This window comes from Pseudomonas sp. B7 (genome assembly GCF_016735645.1).
In the GTDB taxonomy this organism is placed as follows: domain Bacteria; phylum Pseudomonadota; class Gammaproteobacteria; order Pseudomonadales; family Pseudomonadaceae; genus Aquipseudomonas; species Aquipseudomonas glycinae.
Map to the genome: position 1 here is coordinate 111,285 of NZ_JAERRE010000010.1, position 16,944 is coordinate 128,228.

Sequence of the window (16,944 nt, forward strand, 5' to 3'; positions counted from 1 at the left end):
TGCCCTGCGTCACCCTGTCGCACTTGTCTAGACAATCCCGCCCGTCGAACCAAATGGATTTAAAAGTCTGATTGTCATTTTTCTTGCTGTATCCTGCGCAAGCTTTCTGAAAGCGCGGATCTACCAGATCTATCAACAGACTTAGCGAGGAGCGCAACCATGCACGAGATTCCGAATCTCCCCTTCCCAAGCCTGCACGAAACTGAGCAGACGACCACGCAACAAGCCGGTGCCCAACAGCCCGAGCCGAAAGAAGCCGCCGAGAGCCGTCCGGCCGACAGCGAAGAGTAAGCAACACCCGCCGTACAGACCGTGTGGAAAGCGCTAACATGCGCTTTCCACACTGCCTGAAACCTGAGTTGCCATGTCCAAAGAATTCGATGAACAACAGGCCGAGACCCTGATCGGTGCCACCGAAAAGATGATCGAGATCTGGAGCCGTCTCTCGCCCGAGAAACAGGCCGCCCTGCTCGCCCGTTTCGGCAGCGAAGAAAACGCGCTGGCCGCCCTGGTCACCACGCAATTGGTCGCCCCGGCCAAATAGTTTTACTTTTCCCCGCCCTGGACGCGTCCGCATCGGTATCATGAGCAGCCTATCTATTCTGCTCTTCCCGTGGATCGTAATTCATGTCGTCCTCTATGCCCGAACCCCAGCGCCCCCTGGCGGTCACGCTGCAAGTCGTTTCCATCGTCCTGTTCACCTTCATCGGCTACCTGAACATCGGCATTCCATTGGCGGTGCTGCCCGGCTATGTGCACAGCGACCTGGGCTTCGGTGCGGTCATCGCCGGGCTGGTGATCAGCGTGCAATACCTCGCCACCCTGCTCAGCCGCCCGTATGCTGGCAAGATCATCGACAACCAGGGCAGCAAACGTGCGGTGATGATCGGTCTGGCCGGTTGTGGTTTGAGCGGTGTGTTCATGCTGATTTCGGCGTGGACGCCCAACCTGCCGCTGCTGAGCCTGATCAGCCTGTTCGTCGGCCGCCTGGTGCTGGGCAGCGCGGAAAGTCTGGTCGGCTCAGGCTCGATCGGCTGGGGCATCGGCCGCGTCGGCGCCGCCAACACCGCCAAAGTCATCTCGTGGAACGGCATCGCCAGTTACGGTGCGCTGGCGGTCGGTGCGCCGCTCGGGGTATGGCTGGTCAGCCGTTTCGGTTTGTGGAGCATGGGTGTGAGCATTCTGCTGCTCGCCACGCTGGGGCTGCTGCTGGCCTGGCCGAAAACCGCCGCGCCGATCGTGGCCGGCGAGCGTCTGCCGTTCATGCATGTGCTGGGCCGCGTCTTCCCGCACGGCTGCGGACTGGCGTTGGGCTCGATCGGTTTCGGCACCATCGCCACCTTCATCACCCTGTATTACGCCACGCAGCACTGGGACAACGCGGTGCTGTGCCTGAGCCTGTTCGGCGCCAGCTTCATCGGTGCGCGACTGCTGTTCGGCAACCTGATCAATCGCCTCGGCGGCTTTCGTGTGGCGATTGCCTGCCTGTCGGTGGAAACGTTGGGCCTGCTGTTGCTGTGGCTGGCGCCGGACGCGCACTGGGCACTGGCCGGCGCGGCATTGAGCGGTTTCGGTTTCTCGCTGGTATTCCCGGCGCTCGGCGTGGAGGCGGTAAACCTGGTGCCGGCCTCCAGCCGTGGTGCGGCGGTCGGGGCTTATTCGTTGTTCATCGACTTGTCGCTGGGCATCACCGGCCCTTTGGCGGGCGCCATTGCAGCGGGCTTCGGATTTGCCTCGATTTTCCTGTTCGCCGCCCTCGCCGCGCTGAGCGGTCTGGCATTGAGCGTCTATCTCTACCGCCACACGGCGAAGTACCGCGAAGACTAGAAATCCACCTTGCCCCGCCCGGCCTTGATGCTGCCGCGCTTGGTTTTCGATTCGAGCCGACGCTTCTTTGAGCCCAGCGTCGGCTTGGTCGGCCGGCGCTTTTTCTCGACCTTGGTGGCGCTGAGGATCAGCTCGGTCAGACGCTCCAGCGCATCGGCGCGATTCTGTTCCTGCGTACGGTACTGCTGGGCCTTGATGATCAGCACGCCATCACCGGTAATGCGACTGTCGCGCAGCGCCAGCAGCCGCTCCTTGTAGAACTCGGGCAAGGACGAGGCCGGAATGTCGAAGCGCAGGTGCACGGCGCTGGAGACCTTGTTGACGTTCTGCCCACCGGCGCCCTGGGCGCGGATGTACGTCAGTTCGATCTCGGCATCCGGCAGATGCACGTTGTTGGAAATCACCAGCATGGAAAAGCGTCCCTGATCAGAACCCGCAGGATACCGCGAAAGTACAAAAAACCCGGCACTTGGCCGGGTTTGTTGTTTTTGCAACGACGCTTACTTGGCTGCGCTCGCTGCGTGCAGTGCCTGCTGCGCGCCACGTTTGTTCTTGATCACGTAGCAGATCCACATGAACACCACCCACACCGGAATCGCGTACACCGAGATCTGAATGCCCGGGATCAGCAGCATCACGCCGAGGATGAACAGGACGAACGCCAGGCAGATGTAATTGCCGTACGGGTACCACAGCGCCTTGAACAGCGGCTTCTGGTGGGTCTTGTTCATGTGCTGGCGGAACTTGAAGTGCGAGAAGCTGATCATCGCCCAATTGATCACCAGCGTTGCAACCACCAGCGACATCAGCAGTTCCAGCGCGTGTTGCGGGATCAGGTAGTTGAGCAGCACCGCCACCAGAGTCACGGCCGCCGAGGCCAGGATCGAACGCACCGGCACGCCGCGCTTGTCGATCTTCGCCAGCGCTTTCGGCGCATCGCCCTGCTCGGCCATGCCCAGCAGCATGCGGCTGTTGCAGTAGGTGCCGCTGTTGTACACCGACAATGCCGCGGTCAGGACCACGAAGTTGAGGATGTGCGCAGCGGTGTTGCTGCCGAGCATCGAGAACACCTGCACGAACGGGCTGCCGCTGTAGGAATCGCCAGAAGCGTTGAGGGTTTCCAGCAGACTGTCCCACGGAGTCAGCGACAACAGGATCACCAGTGCGCCGATGTAGAAAATCAGGATCCGGTAGATCACCTGGTTGATCGCTTTCGGGATCACGGTTTTCGGCTTGTCGGCTTCGGCTGCGGTGAAACCGAGCATTTCCAGACCGCCAAAGGAGAACATTATGATCGCCATGGCCATCACCAGACCGCTGACGCCGTTCGGGAAGAAACCACCGTGGGACCACAGGTTGCTGACCGAAGCCTGCGGGCCGCCATGGCCGCTGACCAGCAGGTAGCTGCCCAGGGCGATCATGCCGACGATCGCCACGACCTTGATGATCGCGAACCAGAATTCGGCTTCACCGAAGACTTTGACGTTGGCCAGGTTGATCGCATTGATCAGCACGAAGAACGCCGCGGCAGTGACCCAACTCGGGATCTCCGGCGCCCAGTAGTGGATGTATTTGCCGACCGCGGTCAGCTCCGACATGCCCACCAGGATGTACAGGATCCAGCAGTTCCAGCCCGACAGGAAGCCGGCGAAACCGCCCCAGTATTTGTGCGCAAAGTGGCTGAAGGATCCGGCCACCGGCTCTTCGACGATCATTTCGCCCAGCTGGCGCATGATCATGAAGGCGATGAAGCCGCAGATGGCATAGCCGAGGATCATCGACGGGCCGGCGGATTTCAGCACCCCGGCCGAACCGAGGAACAATCCGGTACCGATCGCGCCACCGAGGGCGATCAGTTGAATGTGGCGATTTTTCAGGCCGCGTTTCAGCTCGCCTGATTGCGAGTTTTGTCCACTCATGAAAAAGGTCTCACGCAAGGTTTGATGATGTTCAGTAGACGTTGCTGCAAGGTTGCGATTTCAGCCAACCCTGATCAAACCCCAGCGCAGGCACCAGGAATTCAGCTTTTTTACAACGGTCATGCGTCACCTGTTTGTTTTTATCTGTGACGAAATCGAACCCGACACGCTTGTGACGCGGCGGAGTGAACAAGGCGGATAAACCTTGAGGTTTGCGCGATTACGCAGAGGGTCACAGTTAAAACGCGGCGCATTGTACACCGCTAACCCCCTGCTGCCAGACCTCGCCGGATCAGCGTGTCGGTTGCCGGGATTGCATGTGTCCACCCCGGGAGGCCCGGGCGGCTGCAAAAATTGAGTCAGGCCTTTGCAGGCCATCGGCGTGGACGATGGAAAATCCGTCCCACGTGGAGAAGTGAAAATGGATATCGGCGTTCATTGCGCCTCCTTCTTGTTATGCACCTGCACGACAGGCATGGGACGCATCTCACCTTTCAAACGACGCTGAAACAAGCGCGCCAGAGCGCTGCGCAAGGCCCGTCGGGCCTGGCTCCGGCAGATTTTCCTTACAGCCGGGCAAAGCCACTCGATTCATGGGACGGCGAGGGCTTTTTCGTAAATATTCGCTGACAGCGCGTAACGTAAAATTTCCACTCCAGACCCATCGAAGAAGGGTCCGGCAATTGACGTTAGCTGGCTAACTATTTGAAAGGCGTTAAGTTTTTTTGTTTTAAAACAAGAAAAACACACCCGAAAAAAGAAATAAAAAGTCCAAAAAAAAACGCCAACCCTGAGGTTGGCGTTTCTGTTTTCAGCTTGAAGCTTGAAGCTTGAAGCTTACAACCGTCTTATTCCGGCTTCTTGCGACCAAACCCCGGACGCTGGCCGGAACCGGCTGGTGCGCCACGGCGCTTGCCCGACGGCTTGTCATCGTCGGCCAGCTTGATGCCCGGGCGCTTCGGCGCCGGTTTGGCCGGGCGCTTGGTGTCGACTGGACGATCCGCCACCGGCGTACCACGACCTTCGCCACGCTCGGTACGGCCATTGGCCGGACGCGGACTGCGTGGCCCACGCTCGCCATCCGGACGCGTTGCCGGCTTGCGACCTGGACGCTCGCCTTCGATCTGCGGCTCGCGAACCGGACGCGGACCGGCACCAATCGGTGCACCGTTGGCCGGACGCAGGGTGCGCACACGCTCGGTACGGGCCATCGGACGCGACGACTTGCGCTGCATGCGGTCGAGCTTGTCTTTGCTCTTGGCATTCAGTTGCGGCATGGCCACCGGAGTCAGGCCGACTTCGGCGCTCAGCACGTCAACTTCGTACTGGCTCATTTCGCGCCAGCGGCCCATCGGCAGGTCGGAGTTGAGGAACACCGGACCGAAACGCACGCGCTTCAGGCGGCTGACCACCAGGCCCTGGGATTCCCAAAGGCGACGTACTTCACGGTTACGGCCTTCCATCACCACGCAGTGATACCAGTGGTTGAAGCCTTCGCCACCCGGTGCCTGTTGGATGTCGGTGAAACGCGCCGGGCCGTCTTCCAGCACGACGCCGGCCTTCAGGCGCTCGATCATTTCGTCATCGACTTCACCGCGGACACGCACCGCGTATTCACGGTCCATCTCGTAGGACGGGTGCATTAGGCGGTTGGCCAGTTCACCGTCGGTAGTGAACATCAGCAGACCGGTGGTGTTGATGTCGAGACGACCGATGTTGATCCAGCGGCCTTCTTTCGGACGCGGCAGCTTGTCGAACACGGTCGGACGGCCTTCCGGGTCGTCACGGGTGCAGATCTCGCCATCGGGCTTGTTGTACATGATCACGCGGCGAACCGACTCGGCGGCTTCTTCGCGCTTGATGACCTTGCCATCAATGGTGATTGCATCGTGCATGTCGACACGCAGGCCCAAAGTGGCGTCTTTGCCATTGACCTTGATCCGGCCGGCAGCGATCCAGGATTCGACGTCACGGCGCGAGCCGACGCCGATACGGGCGAGGACTTTCTGCAGCTTTTCGCCTGCTGGGCCGATTTCCTGGTCGTCTTTCTGATTGATGTCACTCATCTGGGCACCTCCCGGTGTGGTCTGTTCAGCGGCGCTGAATTGAGCCGCTGAAACGTTGAAATCTGGGTTTTCGGGCGAAGGGATCGCCGAAGGGTCGCGAATCATACGCGGATGTGGCCGCGCGCGCATCAGAGACTAGTCGATCAGGGCAAGGTTATTTCTTTTTCCGCCGACCGGTGGCCCCGAGCTTGATCAGACGCAGCGCGGCTTCGGCCAGCACAGTGCGCTTGTCGTCCTTGTCGAGTTTCTTCCAGGCCCGTATCTCGCGCTTGCTGCGGCCGCAGCCCAGACAGATGTCGTCGCTGAACTTGCAGACGCTGATGCACGGGTCTTTGGTCGAGCTCATGCTCAATCCTCGAACTCGCGGCGTTCGGCTTCGATGGCTTCGGCCAGGGCGCGGGCTTCGGCTTCTTCTTCGCTCAGTTCTTCCTCAGCGGCGGGTTCCGGCGCGGGCTGTTCCAGCCGGGCGACGGCAGCGAGCAGTTTTTCCCGGGCTTCGGCCACGCCGAGCACATCGTCTTCCTGCTCGGGCTCAAATTCAGGCTCAAACTCAGGTTCAGGCTCGAATTCAGTTTCGAACTCACCCTCAACCGGCGGCTCGAGCGGATCGGACTCAACCCCGGTCGGCATCGATTCACCGCCCGCCCCGTCACGCAGCAAGTCGTCGAAGTCGGTCTTGATCCCCTCCTCCATGCTGTCCAGTTCCAGCAGCAAGGTGTGGAAACTGGTTTCCTCCTTCGCCTCCTCCGGCTCGGCGCTGGCGTCGGCCAGCTCCTGCAAGCCCGGCGGCACCGGAGCGTCGTCGAAGTCGAGCACCGGATCTGCCTCGATTTCGCGCAACTCGGCCAGCGGCGGCAGGTCGTCAAGGTTCTTCAGGTTGAAGTGGTCGAGAAACGCCTTGGTGGTGGCGAACATCGCGGGTTTGCCCGGCACGTCGCGGTAACCGACGATGCGGATCCACTCACGTTCCATCAGCGTCTTGACGATGTTGGTGTTGACCGCCACGCCCCGCACATCCTCGATCTCGCCCCGGGTGATCGGCTGGCGATAGGCGATCAGCGCCATGGTTTCCAGCAGCGCCCGGGAATAGCGCTGCGGGCGCTCTTCCCACAAACGACCGACCCACGGCGCGAACTTTTCGCGGATTTGCAGACGATAGCCGGAAGCGACTTCCTTGAGCTCGAACGCCCGGCCCTCGCAGGATTTGCCAAGCAGGGTCAGGGCTTTCTTGAAGACCGGTGGCTCCGGGCGTTCGCCTTCTTCGAACAGTTCATACAGGCGCTCGAGGGATTGCGGCTTTCCCGAGGCCAACAGAAAGGCTTCAAGCAGGGACGCCAGCTCGCGGGGTTCAGTCAGGTTCATATCGGGACTCGTTATTCGGCTCGGGCTCGCACGTGGATCGCGGCGAACGGCTCATTCTGCACCAGCTCGATCAGGGATTCCTTGACCAGTTCAAGGATGGCCATGAAGGTCACCACCACGCCGAGCTTGCCCTCTTCGGCGGTGAACAGCTCGATGAACGGCACAAACCCGCCGCCCTTGAGCCGCTCCAGCACGTCGCTCATGCGCTCGCGGGTGGACAGCGCCTCGCGGCTGACCTGATGGCTTTCGAACATGTCGCCGCGGCGTAGCACTTCGGCCATGGACATCAGGATTTCTTCCAGCGCCACGTCCGGCAACAGCTTGCGCGCGCGGGCTTCCGGGGCGTCGAGCTTGGGCACGATCACATCGCGGCCGACCCGACTCAGGCCATCGATGCCCTCGGCAGCGGCCTTGAACCGTTCGTACTCCTGCAGACGGCGGATCAGTTCGGCGCGCGGGTCGTCCTCTTCGTCCTCGACGGTTTCGGCCCGGGGCAGCAGCATCCGCGACTTGATCTCGGCCAGCATCGCGGCCATCACCAGATACTCGGCGGCCAGTTCCAGGCGCACCGACTGCATCAGCTCGACATAACCCATGTACTGGCGGGTGATTTCCGCCACCGGGATGTCGAGGATGTTGATGTTCTGTTTGCGGATCAGGTACAGCAGCAGGTCGAGGGGGCCTTCGAAGGCTTCGAGGAAGACTTCCAGGGCGTCCGGCGGGATGTACAGGTCCAGCGGCATTTCCGTGACGGCCTGGCCATAGACCATGGCAAACGGCAGTTCCTGCTGGGCACCGGCCTGGGGATCAACGGTTTCCACTGCGGACATTCAGGCCTCGACCATGAATGGAGCCGGGTCGCCGCAACCGACGCGGATCACTTCCGGATCATCGCCGGTCAGGTCGATCACGGTGGAGGCCTTGATGCCGCCGGATCCGCCGTCGATGATCAGGTCCACCTGATGCTCGAGCACCTGGCGCATTTCGTACGGATCGCTCAACGGGTCTTCATCGCCCGGCATGATCAGGGTCACGCTCATCAGCGGCTCGCCCAGTTCGGCCAGCAGCGCCAGCGCGATGGGATGGCTCGGCACCCGAAGACCGATGGTGCGCTTCTTCGGATGCAGCAGCAGCCGCGGTACTTCGCGGGTGGCGTTGAGAATGAAGGTGTACGGGCCCGGCAAGTGGGCTTTGAGGATTCGAAAGGTCCCGGTGTCGATCTTGGCGTAATTGCCCAGTTGCGACAGGTCGCTGCAGATCAGCGCGAAGTTGTGCTTTTCGTCGAGTTGACGCAGGCGACGAACGCGCTCGATGGCGTTCTTGTCACCGATCTGGCAACCGATTGCGTAGGAAGAGTCGGTGGGATAGACCACAACTCCACCCTTGCGGATGATCTCGACGGCCTGTTTGATCAGGCGCGCTTGCGGGTTTTCCGGATGAATCTGGAAAAATTGACTCACATTCTCTACCTGTTCAGACGGCGGCAATAACTGGGTCATGTTTGAACCGACACCACAGGGGTGGAAGGTCCTCCGGCACCGGCCGGTACTGGCCGATCTCGGACCAGCCACCAGGGCCATGGAAATCACTGCCGGCGCTGACCAGCAGACCGAACTCTCGGGCAAGGATTGCCAGGCTGCCCACCTGTTCCGCAGGTTGATGACCATTGACCACTTCGATCGCCTGCCCGCCCGCTTGAATATAGTCGGCAATCAGCTTTCGGCGCTTGCTGCGGGTGAAATCGTAGTGCCATGGATGCGCCAGGCTGACCCATGCGCCGGCGGCGCGCAGCGTGCCGACGGTGTCTTCCAGGGTCGGCCAGTGCTGCTTGACGTCTCCCAGCTTGCCGGCGCCGAGCCATTTGCGAAACGCTTCGGCGCGATCCTTTACAAAACCTTCACGCACCATCCAGTCGGCGAAATGCGGGCGGGCCGGCGCGTTGCCGCTGTCGCCCAGCTCCTGCTGGATCTGCCGCGCGCCGTCGAGGGCATTCGGCATACCCTTGAGGGCGAGCTTGCGGCTTATTTCCTCAGACCGCAGCCAGCGACCATCGTGCAGATTGGCGATCGCCTCGACCAACGGCGCGGCGTTGACGTCGAAACCGTAACCGAGCACGTGAATGGTCGCCCCGCCCCAAGTGCAGGACAATTCGACGCCGTTGACCAGTTGCATGCCCAGCGCCTCGGCGGCCGTGCGCGCTTCGGCAAGGCCTTCGAGGGTGTCATGATCGGTCAGGGACAGGACTCGCACGCCGTTCTCGAACGCACGCGCAACCAGTGCCGCAGGCGCCAGGGCGCCATCGGAGGCCGTGCTGTGGCAGTGCAAATCGACATTCACGGGGATGTGTAACCTCAAATCAGCTGGCGCTATCGCGCGCCCATATGTTTGTTATTATGCCGCCACATCCAGCTTCTGGCTCTCACTGTGAAACAATTCATCGATTTCATCCCGCTTCTGCTGTTCTTCATCGTCTACAAACTCGATCCACGCACCGTCGACGTTGCCGGCCATGAACTGACGGTAGGCGGCATTTACAGTGCCACCGCCATGCTGATCATCAGCTCCCTGGTGGTGTACGGCGCGCTCTTCATCAAGCAGCGCAAGCTGGAGAAGAGCCAGTGGCTGACCCTGATTGCCTGCCTGGTGTTCGGCAGCCTGACACTGGCCTTTCACAGCGAAACCTTCCTGAAATGGAAAGCCCCGGTGGTCAACTGGCTGTTCGCCCTGGCCTTCATCGGCAGCCATTTCATCGGTGACCGCCTGCTGATCAAGCGCATCATGGGCCACGCACTGACCCTGCCGGATCCGGTCTGGACCCGACTGAACATCGCCTGGATCGCCTTTTTCCTGTTCTGCGGGGCCGCCAACCTGTTCGTCGCCTTCACCTTCCAGAGCATCTGGGTGGACTTCAAGGTGTTCGGCAGCCTGGGCATGACCGTGCTGTTCCTGGTCGGTCAGGGCATTTACCTGTCCCGTCACCTGCACGACGCCGATACCACAACGCCAAAAACCGAGGACTGACATGCTCTACGCCATCATTGCCACCGACGTCGCCAACTCCCTGGACGCCCGCCTCGCTGCGCGCCCGGCACACCTTGAACGCCTGCAAGTGCTCAAGGGCGAAGGCCGCATCGTGCTGGCCGGCCCGCACCCGGCGGTCGACAGCAATGATCCGGGCGCAGCGGGTTTCAGCGGCAGCCTGATCGTTGCCGAATTCGACTCCCTGAGCGCGGCGCAAGCCTGGGCCGATGCCGATCCTTACATCGCCGCCGGCGTCTATGCCAACGTGATCGTCAAGCCGTTCAAGCAAGTCCTGCCGTAACCTTCCCCCCCGTAAAAGCCCTCAGCGCGATGAACCTTGTCGGTTCATCGCGTTCTCAATCGCTCATTATTCTCGTTTGCCGGCCGACAACCTGCCCAATATCCATTTGGAAACAGGAGTCGCGATGCGCAAGGGTCCGTTGTGTCTGATGTTGGTCACGTTGTCGATCATGGCGCCCGCCCATGGTGACGAAAGCACCGAGGGCGGCAGCTCCACGCCGCTTTCATTGAGCGCCGGCAGTCAGATCACCGAGTTGCAGCAGCGCCTGAAGGCCAGTGAGCAGCAACGGGAAGAACTGAGCAAACAACTGCAAAATGCCGATAACACCCGCGAAAGCGCCCAGCTCGCCCGGCTGCGCCAGGAGAACCAGCGTCTGAAGCTGCAACTCAAGGAGGCCCAGGCCAGCCCGCTCCCGCGCCTGCTGACCGAACAGCAGCAATGGTTCGTCACCGGGGCCGGGGTAGCGCTATTGGCGCTGCTCTGCGGTATCTTTGCCAGTGGAGCAAGCCGAAAACGTCGGCAATGGCTAAATTGAGTGAGTCATGAGCGAGCTGTTACTGATTGATGATGACCAGGAGTTGTGTGAACTCCTGAGTAGCTGGCTGAGCCAGGAAGGCTTTCAGGTCCGGGCCTGCCACGATGGTCAGAGTGCCCGCAAGGCGCTGGCCGAAACCGCGCCGGCGGCCGTGGTGCTGGACGTGATGCTGCCCGACGGCAGCGGCCTGGAACTGCTCAAGCAACTGCGCAGCGATCACGCCGACCTGCCGGTGCTGATGCTCTCGGCCCGGGGCGAGCCGCTGGACCGGATCCTCGGCCTGGAACTGGGCGCCGACGATTACCTGGCCAAACCCTGTGATCCGCGCGAACTGACTGCCCGGCTGCGCGCCGTGCTGCGCCGCAGTCATCCGGCCGCCGTGTCGACCCAGCTCGAACTGGGCGACCTGAGCTTCAGCCCCGTGCGCGGCGTGGTCAGCATCGACGAAAAGGAATTCACCCTCACCGTCTCCGAAAGCCGCCTGCTCGAAGCCCTGCTCAAGCAACCGGGCGAGCCGCTGGACAAACAGGAACTGGCGCAGATCGCCCTCGGCCGCAAGCTGACCCTGTACGACCGCAGCCTGGACATGCACGTCAGCAACCTGCGCAAAAAGATCGGCCCGCACCCCGACGGCCGCCCGCGCATCGTCGCCCTGCGCAGCCGTGGCTACTACTACAGCCTCTGATCGTCTGTCAGTTTTGTCAGGTCGGCGCGAAAACGTGTTTACCCAAGCTTTACACAGCGCTGACCGCCGCTGACCTTGATCTCCGTAATCTGTACTCATCCGGAACGTACCGGGAACGAGACAAAGGAGATTCACCATGCGCAAGACTCTTATCGCTCTGATGTTTGCCGCTGCCCTGCCGACCGTTGCCATGGCCATGCCACAGGATGGCGGCCCGATGGGTGGCCCGCTGGACGGCCCGCGCCATGGCGGTCAGATGCACGGCATGCACGGCAAAGGCCCGTACAGCCAGCTGGACCTGTCCCGCGAACAGCGCGAGCAGATCCGCAAGATCATGGGCGAGCAGATGCACGAGCGTAAGCAGACGGTCGAAAAATACCTGGAAAAACTCTCGCCAGCCGACCAGAAAGCCATGAAGGACGAGATGGCGGCCAACCACAAGAAAGCCGAGTCCGATGTCCGCGCCGTGTTGAAACCGGATCAACAGAAGAAATTCGACGAGATCCAGAAGAAACAGGCCGAGCGTCGCGCCGAATGGGCCGAGTTCAAAGCCTGGAAAGCGCAGCAGCCGCAAAAGGCGCAATAATGTTCTAGCGTCACGCCCCGACCCAACGGCTCACCGCCGTTGGGTTTTCTTTGTTTGAGGATTTTCTGTGCGTTCATTGTTCTGGCGTATCCTCGCCAGCTTCTGGCTGGCCATCGCTCTGGTTGCAGGGCTTTCCATTCTGCTAGGGCACATGCTCAACCAGGACGCGTGGATCCTCAGCCGCCATCCGGGCCTCAACACTCTGGCCGCGGAATGGACGCAGACTTACGAAGCCCAGGGCGAAAACGCCGCCCAGGACATCCTCGAACAGCGCAAGCGCCAGTACCACATCGACGTGCAAGTGCTGAACGAAAGCGGCGACCCGGTGGTGCGCGGCACCTTCCCCCGGCGCGCGGCCGCCTTCGAGGCGCGGCAGAACAACGATGACCGACGCCTGCCATGGCGCCGTCTGACCGACGAATTCACCAGCGACAAAAGCGGCGACACCTACCTCTTCATCTATCGCATCCCGCACCCGGAACTCGACGCCTGGCACCGCGAAAGCCTGCTCTGGCCGTTGAGTGCACTGGGCATCGCGCTGGTGGTGCTGACTCTGTTCAGCCTGCTGGTGACGTTTTCCATCACCCGGCCCCTCAGTCGCCTGCGCGGCGCGGTGCATGACCTCGGCCAGACCACGTATCAGCAGAACAGCCTGGCGCAACTGGCCAACCGCCGCGATGAATTCGGCGTGCTGGCCAACGACTTCAACCGAATGGGCGCCCGTCTGCAAAGCCTGATCGGCAGTCAGCGCCAGTTGCTGCGCGATGTGTCCCACGAACTGCGTTCACCGCTGGCACGGCTGCGCATTGCCCTAGCTCTGGCCGAGCGTGCAAGCCCGGAAGAACGGGAAAAACTCTGGCCGCGCCTGACCCGCGAGTGTGATCGGCTGGAAGCGTTGATCAGTGAAATTCTGGTGCTGGCACGGGTCGATGCCGACAACGCCAGCGCCGAAGACGTGGATCTGAATGCCTTGCTCGCCACCCTGCAAAAGGATGCGCAGCTGGGCTCGCCGGAGCAGACCGTGCGTCTGGAGGCCGAACCGGCACTCAATCTGACAGGCTGGCCGACCATGATCGAACGCGCCGTGGACAACCTGCTGCGCAATGCCCAGCGCTTCAACCCGGTGGGGCAGTCGATTGAAATGCAGGCGTCACGTCAGGGCGAGCGGATCGTGGTCAGCGTGCGTGACCATGGGCCAGGGGTGCAGGCCGAACATCTGAGCCAGTTGGGCGAACCGTTTTATCGGGCGCCGGGGCAGACCGCTGCCGGCCATGGCCTGGGACTGGCGATTGCCCGGCGGGCGGCGGAACGGCATGGCGGGACGCTGGTGCTGGCCAATCATCCGCAGGGCGGGTTTGTGGCGAGTCTTGAATTGCCTCTCGTACCGGGGGCAGTTGTCCAACCATAAAACCAATGTGTCAGGCCTTTGCTGGCCACGCGCTGACAAACTCCGCCAGATCAACCTTCTCGGCCACCCGCGGTTCTTTCTGCGGTGTGCCGAGGTACAGGAAGGCAATCACCTCTTCGTCATCCGTCAGGCCCAAACCCTTGGCGACATGTTTCGAGTACGCCAGATCACCCGTACGCCACACCGCACCAATCCCCTGCGCGTAAGCCGCCAGCAGAATCCCGTGAGCCGCACAGCCTGCGGCCAGCAACTGCTCGGCCTTCGGGTATTTGACGTGATCCTGCAACTTGGCGATGACCACGACCACCAGCGGCGCCCGCAGCGGGCCGTTGCGGGCCTTGTCGATCATCGCTTCGGTGACTTCGCCTTCCTGCATTTTTGCAGCTTCGGCCAGCAACTCGCCCATCTGCTCACGCGCCGCGCCTTCGACGGTCAGGAAGCGATACGGCTGCAAATGGCCGTGATCCGGTGCGCGGGTCGCGGCGGCGAACAGCACTTCGCGCTGTTCGGCGGTGGGGGCCGGATCGATCAGTCGTGGAACGGAAACACGGTTGAGCAAAGCGTCGAGAGCCTGCATCGGCCACCTCCTGAAAAAAATGTCCGGCTATTCTAGCTGCAAGTGATCCAGACGCGTCGGTTTACATGCCTTGCACCGCAGGTAGAATGGCGCCCTTCCCACATCAGCCCGAGCGGACTTCATGGCGTTGCCGACCTTACGGATCATTGGTTTCATCATCGGCATCTTCCTGATCACCCTGGCCATCGCCATGGTCGTGCCCATGGCCACCCTGGTGATTTTCGAGCGCACCGGCGATCTGCCGTCGTTCCTCTGGGCGAGCATGATCACCTTCGTCGCCGGCCTCGCGCTGGTGATTCCGGGGCGTCCGGAACACATCCACCTGCGCCCCCGGGACATGTACCTGCTGACCGTCAGTAGCTGGCTGGTGGTGTGCATCTTTGCCGCGCTGCCGTTTTTGCTGACCCAGCACATCAGCTACACCGACTCGTTCTTCGAAAGCATGTCCGGCATCACGGCCACCGGGTCGACCGTGCTCAACCACCTGGACGACATGTCCCCCGGCATCCTGATGTGGCGCTCGCTGCTGCACTGGATCGGCGGCATCGGCTTCATCGGCATGGCGGTGGCGATCCTGCCGCTGCTGCGCATCGGTGGCATGCGCCTGTTCCAGACCGAATCCTCGGACCGCTCGGAAAAGGTCATGCCCCGCTCGCACATGGTGGCGCGGCTGATCGTGGCGGCCTACGTCGGCATCACGATTCTCGGCAGCCTGGCGTTCTGGTGGGCCGGGATGAGCCCGTTCGATGCGATCAACCACGCGATGTCGGCGATTTCCACCGGCGGGTTCTCGACCTCCGACCAGTCTCTGGCCAAATGGACGCAACCGGCGGTGCACTGGGTGGCCGTGGTGGTGATGATTCTCGGCAGCCTGCCGTTCACCCTGTACGTGGCGACGCTGCGCGGCAATCGCCGGGCGTTGATCAAGGATCAACAGGTGCAGGGTTTGCTCGGGATGTTGCTGGCGACCTGGCTGGTGCTCGGCACCTGGTACTGGTGGACTACCAATCTGCATTGGCTGGACGCGCTGCGGCATGTGGCGCTGAACGTGACGTCGGTGGTCACTACCACCGGATTTGCGCTGGGGGACTACAGCCTGTGGGGCAACTTCTCGCTGATGCTGTTCTTCTATCTGGGCTTCGTCGGCGGCTGTTCCGGGTCGACGGCGGGCGGGATCAAGATCTTCCGTTTCCAGGTCGCCTACATCCTGCTCAAGGCCAACCTTAACCAGTTGATTCACCCGCGTGCGGTGATCAAGCAGAAGTACAACGGCCACCGCCTCGACGAAGAGATCGTCCGTTCGATTCTGACCTTTTCGTTCTTCTTCGCCATCACCATCTGCGTGATCGCCCTGTTGCTGTCGCTGTTGGGCGTGGACTGGATGACGGCGTTGACCGGCGCCGCCAGCACCGTGTCCGGCGTAGGTCCGGGCCTGGGCGAGACCATCGGCCCGGCCGGCAACTTCGCCAGCCTGCCGGATGCGGCCAAATGGATTCTGTCGTTCGGCATGCTGCTCGGCCGACTGGAGATCATTACGGTGTTTGTACTGTGTATTCCGGCGTTCTGGCGTCACTGATCGCCTTCGGCGCTTCCAGCAACCGCGCCCGATAATCGCCGGGCGTGGTGTCGAACCAGCGGCGGAAGGCGCGGAAGAAATTGCTCGGGTCCGCAAAGCCCAGCAGATAGGCAATCTCCAGCAAGGTCATGCTCGGCTGCGCCAGGTATTGCTCGGCGAGTTCGCGGCGCGTGTCGTCGAGCAACTGCTGAAAACTGGTGCCCTCCTCCTGCAAACGACGTTGCAAGGTGCGCTGCGACAGGTGCAAGGTCTGCGCCACCGTGTCGCGCTTGGGTTCGCCCTGCGGCAGCAGGCGGCACAGCACCTGACGTGCCTTGTGGGTCACGCGACTCTCGGAAAACCGCGCCAGATATTCCCCGGCAAACCGGTCGTGCAGCAGCGCCATCGCTTCGTTGGCGGTGGGCAGCGGCGCTTCCATGTCGGCGCGTTCGAAGATCAGCGCGTCATACGGCGCGTTGAACACCAGCGGTGCATGGAAGGCTTGTTTGTAGGGCTCAAGATCATCCGGCTCATCGCCCTGCACCAGCACTTTGCGCGGGTGCAGCGTGCGCCCGGTCAGCCAGCCGCACAGCGCGAGTGCGCAGGCCAGCGAGGCTTCGGCACTTTGCCGGGTCGGCGGCAGATGATCGCCATGCACCGTCAGGATCAGCGCATAACCTTCATCGAGCAGGCGAAAACTCAGGTCGGCACTTTCGGCGATGATCCGCTGATAACGCACCAGTCGCTGAAAACCTTCCGCCAGCGTATTGCTGGACATCAGCGCATAGCCCGCGACATGGAACGAAGCCGGCCGCACCACCTTGCCCATGTTCAGGCCGATGGCGGGATTACCGGACAGCTCGACCGCCCGTTGCCACAGTCGGGTCATGGAATCCTGTGGGAAGCGTGCGTCCGGATCCTCCAGCGCCGCGTAGTCGAGCCCCAGCTGTCTGAACAAGACCCGGCAATCCAGGCCGTCCATTTCCAGTGCTTTGACAATCCCCATCGCCCAGCTTGCAGAAGTCGTTCGTTCGCTCATGGCGTTTTTTCTTGGATGACATGGTGAGCCGCATACTACGGCCGATTTCCCAAGGATAGTAAA

At 61.8% G+C, this 16,944-nt stretch carries 20 protein-coding genes; 10 read left to right on the plus strand and 10 right to left on the minus strand.

The features are described from left to right. Positions 1 to 159 precede the first annotated feature (159 nt). The 3 genes from JKA62_RS29040 (at position 160) to JKA62_RS21930 (ending at position 1,827) form a co-directional block, all read left to right on the plus strand. A complete protein-coding gene (locus JKA62_RS29040; RefSeq protein WP_007958347.1) occupies positions 160 to 291 on the plus strand; it encodes a hypothetical protein in 132 nt (43 codons plus the stop codon). Positions 292 to 364: 73 nt separating this feature from the next. Continuing rightward, positions 365 to 544, plus strand: a complete 180-nt coding sequence (locus JKA62_RS21925) for a hypothetical protein (RefSeq protein ID WP_011333012.1) — start codon at positions 365 to 367, stop codon at positions 542 to 544. A gap of 95 nt (positions 545 to 639) precedes the next feature. After that, the gene (locus JKA62_RS21930) at positions 640 to 1,827 is read left to right on the plus strand and encodes an MFS transporter (RefSeq protein WP_172829517.1); all 1,188 of its coding nucleotides are present in this window, start codon (positions 640 to 642) and stop codon (positions 1,825 to 1,827) included. Here the strand turns inward: JKA62_RS21930 and arfB are convergent. The 8 genes from arfB to JKA62_RS21970 all read right to left on the minus strand — a co-directional run bounded on the left by arfB (position 1,824) and on the right by JKA62_RS21970 (position 9,511). Beyond that, a complete protein-coding gene (arfB, locus tag JKA62_RS21935; RefSeq protein WP_011333010.1) occupies positions 1,824 to 2,237 on the minus strand; it encodes an alternative ribosome rescue aminoacyl-tRNA hydrolase ArfB in 414 nt (137 codons plus the stop codon). The genes JKA62_RS21930 and arfB overlap by 4 nt on opposite strands. 90 nt (positions 2,238 to 2,327) lie before the next feature. Further along, the gene (locus JKA62_RS21940; RefSeq protein WP_011333009.1) at positions 2,328 to 3,746 is read right to left on the minus strand and encodes an amino acid permease; all 1,419 of its coding nucleotides are present in this window, start codon (positions 3,744 to 3,746) and stop codon (positions 2,328 to 2,330) included. Between the two features lie 848 nt (positions 3,747 to 4,594). Then, the gene (rluB, locus tag JKA62_RS21945; RefSeq protein ID WP_201819417.1) at positions 4,595 to 5,812 is read right to left on the minus strand and encodes a 23S rRNA pseudouridine(2605) synthase RluB; all 1,218 of its coding nucleotides are present in this window, start codon (positions 5,810 to 5,812) and stop codon (positions 4,595 to 4,597) included. A 154-nt stretch (positions 5,813 to 5,966) separates the two neighbouring features. Next, positions 5,967 to 6,158: a DUF1289 domain-containing protein gene (locus tag JKA62_RS21950; RefSeq protein ID WP_007958358.1), complete on the minus strand. Its 192-nt coding sequence runs from the start codon at positions 6,156 to 6,158 to the stop codon at positions 5,967 to 5,969. 2 nt (positions 6,159 to 6,160) lie between these two features. Then, complete coding sequence (gene scpB / locus JKA62_RS21955; protein ID WP_011333007.1) at positions 6,161 to 7,174, minus strand: SMC-Scp complex subunit ScpB; 1,014 nt, start codon at positions 7,172 to 7,174, stop codon at positions 6,161 to 6,163. Positions 7,175 to 7,185: 11 nt separating this feature from the next. Further along, positions 7,186 to 7,884: a segregation and condensation protein A gene (locus JKA62_RS21960; protein ID WP_170928268.1), complete on the minus strand. Its 699-nt coding sequence runs from the start codon at positions 7,882 to 7,884 to the stop codon at positions 7,186 to 7,188. Between the two features lie 120 nt (positions 7,885 to 8,004). After that, positions 8,005 to 8,634, minus strand: coding sequence for an L-threonylcarbamoyladenylate synthase (locus JKA62_RS21965; RefSeq protein ID WP_201819419.1), 630 nt, complete (start codon positions 8,632 to 8,634; stop codon positions 8,005 to 8,007). A gap of 13 nt (positions 8,635 to 8,647) precedes the next feature. After that, positions 8,648 to 9,511 (minus strand): PHP domain-containing protein, encoded by an 864-nt coding sequence (locus JKA62_RS21970; protein ID WP_011333004.1) that lies wholly within the window; start codon positions 9,509 to 9,511, stop codon positions 8,648 to 8,650. An 87-nt stretch (positions 9,512 to 9,598) separates the two neighbouring features. Between JKA62_RS21970 and JKA62_RS21975 the strand changes: the two genes are divergently transcribed. The 6 genes from JKA62_RS21975 to JKA62_RS22000 all read left to right on the plus strand — a co-directional run bounded on the left by JKA62_RS21975 (position 9,599) and on the right by JKA62_RS22000 (position 13,710). After that, positions 9,599 to 10,195 (plus strand): septation protein A, encoded by a 597-nt coding sequence (locus tag JKA62_RS21975; RefSeq protein WP_011333003.1) that lies wholly within the window; start codon positions 9,599 to 9,601, stop codon positions 10,193 to 10,195. 1 nt (position 10,196) lies between these two features. Then, complete coding sequence (locus JKA62_RS21980) at positions 10,197 to 10,496, plus strand: YciI family protein (RefSeq protein ID WP_064378589.1); 300 nt, start codon at positions 10,197 to 10,199, stop codon at positions 10,494 to 10,496. Positions 10,497 to 10,620: 124 nt separating this feature from the next. Further along, entirely contained in the window at positions 10,621 to 11,031 is a 411-nt protein-coding gene (locus tag JKA62_RS21985; RefSeq protein WP_011333001.1) for a translation initiation factor 2, read from the plus strand. 7 nt (positions 11,032 to 11,038) lie between these two features. Continuing rightward, positions 11,039 to 11,716: a response regulator transcription factor gene (locus JKA62_RS21990; protein ID WP_007958370.1), complete on the plus strand. Its 678-nt coding sequence runs from the start codon at positions 11,039 to 11,041 to the stop codon at positions 11,714 to 11,716. A gap of 136 nt (positions 11,717 to 11,852) precedes the next feature. Continuing rightward, positions 11,853 to 12,302, plus strand: a complete 450-nt coding sequence (locus JKA62_RS21995) for a Spy/CpxP family protein refolding chaperone (RefSeq protein ID WP_007958371.1) — start codon at positions 11,853 to 11,855, stop codon at positions 12,300 to 12,302. Positions 12,303 to 12,369: 67 nt separating this feature from the next. Beyond that, complete coding sequence (locus tag JKA62_RS22000; RefSeq protein WP_011333000.1) at positions 12,370 to 13,710, plus strand: sensor histidine kinase; 1,341 nt, start codon at positions 12,370 to 12,372, stop codon at positions 13,708 to 13,710. A gap of 10 nt (positions 13,711 to 13,720) precedes the next feature. Here JKA62_RS22000 and JKA62_RS22005 read toward each other — a convergent pair whose 3' ends face one another. Continuing rightward, the gene (locus JKA62_RS22005; RefSeq protein WP_011332999.1) at positions 13,721 to 14,287 is read right to left on the minus strand and encodes a nitroreductase family protein; all 567 of its coding nucleotides are present in this window, start codon (positions 14,285 to 14,287) and stop codon (positions 13,721 to 13,723) included. Positions 14,288 to 14,408: 121 nt separating this feature from the next. On the opposite strand from JKA62_RS22005, the gene JKA62_RS22010 reads away from it, so the two are divergent. Continuing rightward, entirely contained in the window at positions 14,409 to 15,863 is a 1,455-nt protein-coding gene (locus JKA62_RS22010; protein WP_007958377.1) for a TrkH family potassium uptake protein, read from the plus strand. Here JKA62_RS22010 and JKA62_RS22015 read toward each other — a convergent pair. Beyond that, the gene (locus tag JKA62_RS22015; RefSeq protein ID WP_011332998.1) at positions 15,820 to 16,881 is read right to left on the minus strand and encodes an AraC family transcriptional regulator; all 1,062 of its coding nucleotides are present in this window, start codon (positions 16,879 to 16,881) and stop codon (positions 15,820 to 15,822) included. The two genes, JKA62_RS22010 and JKA62_RS22015, sit on opposite strands and share 44 nt — an antisense overlap. Between the last annotated feature and the right edge of the window lie 63 nt (positions 16,882 to 16,944).

Coding starts and splice junctions, on each gene's coding strand:
- JKA62_RS21980 (WP_064378589.1), top strand. CDS start 10,197: ATGCTCTACGCCATCATTGCCACCGACGTCGCCAACTCCCTGGACGCC.
- JKA62_RS21950 (WP_007958358.1), bottom strand. CDS start 6,158: ATGAGCTCGACCAAAGACCCGTGCATCAGCGTCTGCAAGTTCAGCGAC.
- JKA62_RS29040 (WP_007958347.1), top strand. CDS start 160: ATGCACGAGATTCCGAATCTCCCCTTCCCAAGCCTGCACGAAACTGAG.
- scpB (WP_011333007.1), bottom strand. CDS start 7,174: ATGAACCTGACTGAACCCCGCGAGCTGGCGTCCCTGCTTGAAGCCTTT.
- JKA62_RS21925 (WP_011333012.1), top strand. CDS start 365: ATGTCCAAAGAATTCGATGAACAACAGGCCGAGACCCTGATCGGTGCC.
- JKA62_RS22015 (WP_011332998.1), bottom strand. CDS start 16,881: ATGAGCGAACGAACGACTTCTGCAAGCTGGGCGATGGGGATTGTCAAA.
- JKA62_RS21995 (WP_007958371.1), top strand. CDS start 11,853: ATGCGCAAGACTCTTATCGCTCTGATGTTTGCCGCTGCCCTGCCGACC.
- JKA62_RS22010 (WP_007958377.1), top strand. CDS start 14,409: ATGGCGTTGCCGACCTTACGGATCATTGGTTTCATCATCGGCATCTTC.
- JKA62_RS22005 (WP_011332999.1), bottom strand. CDS start 14,287: ATGCAGGCTCTCGACGCTTTGCTCAACCGTGTTTCCGTTCCACGACTG.
- JKA62_RS21985 (WP_011333001.1), top strand. CDS start 10,621: ATGCGCAAGGGTCCGTTGTGTCTGATGTTGGTCACGTTGTCGATCATG.
- JKA62_RS21930 (WP_172829517.1), top strand. CDS start 640: ATGCCCGAACCCCAGCGCCCCCTGGCGGTCACGCTGCAAGTCGTTTCC.
- rluB (WP_201819417.1), bottom strand. CDS start 5,812: ATGAGTGACATCAATCAGAAAGACGACCAGGAAATCGGCCCAGCAGGC.
- JKA62_RS21990 (WP_007958370.1), top strand. CDS start 11,039: ATGAGCGAGCTGTTACTGATTGATGATGACCAGGAGTTGTGTGAACTC.
- arfB (WP_011333010.1), bottom strand. CDS start 2,237: ATGCTGGTGATTTCCAACAACGTGCATCTGCCGGATGCCGAGATCGAA.
- JKA62_RS21940 (WP_011333009.1), bottom strand. CDS start 3,746: ATGAGTGGACAAAACTCGCAATCAGGCGAGCTGAAACGCGGCCTGAAA.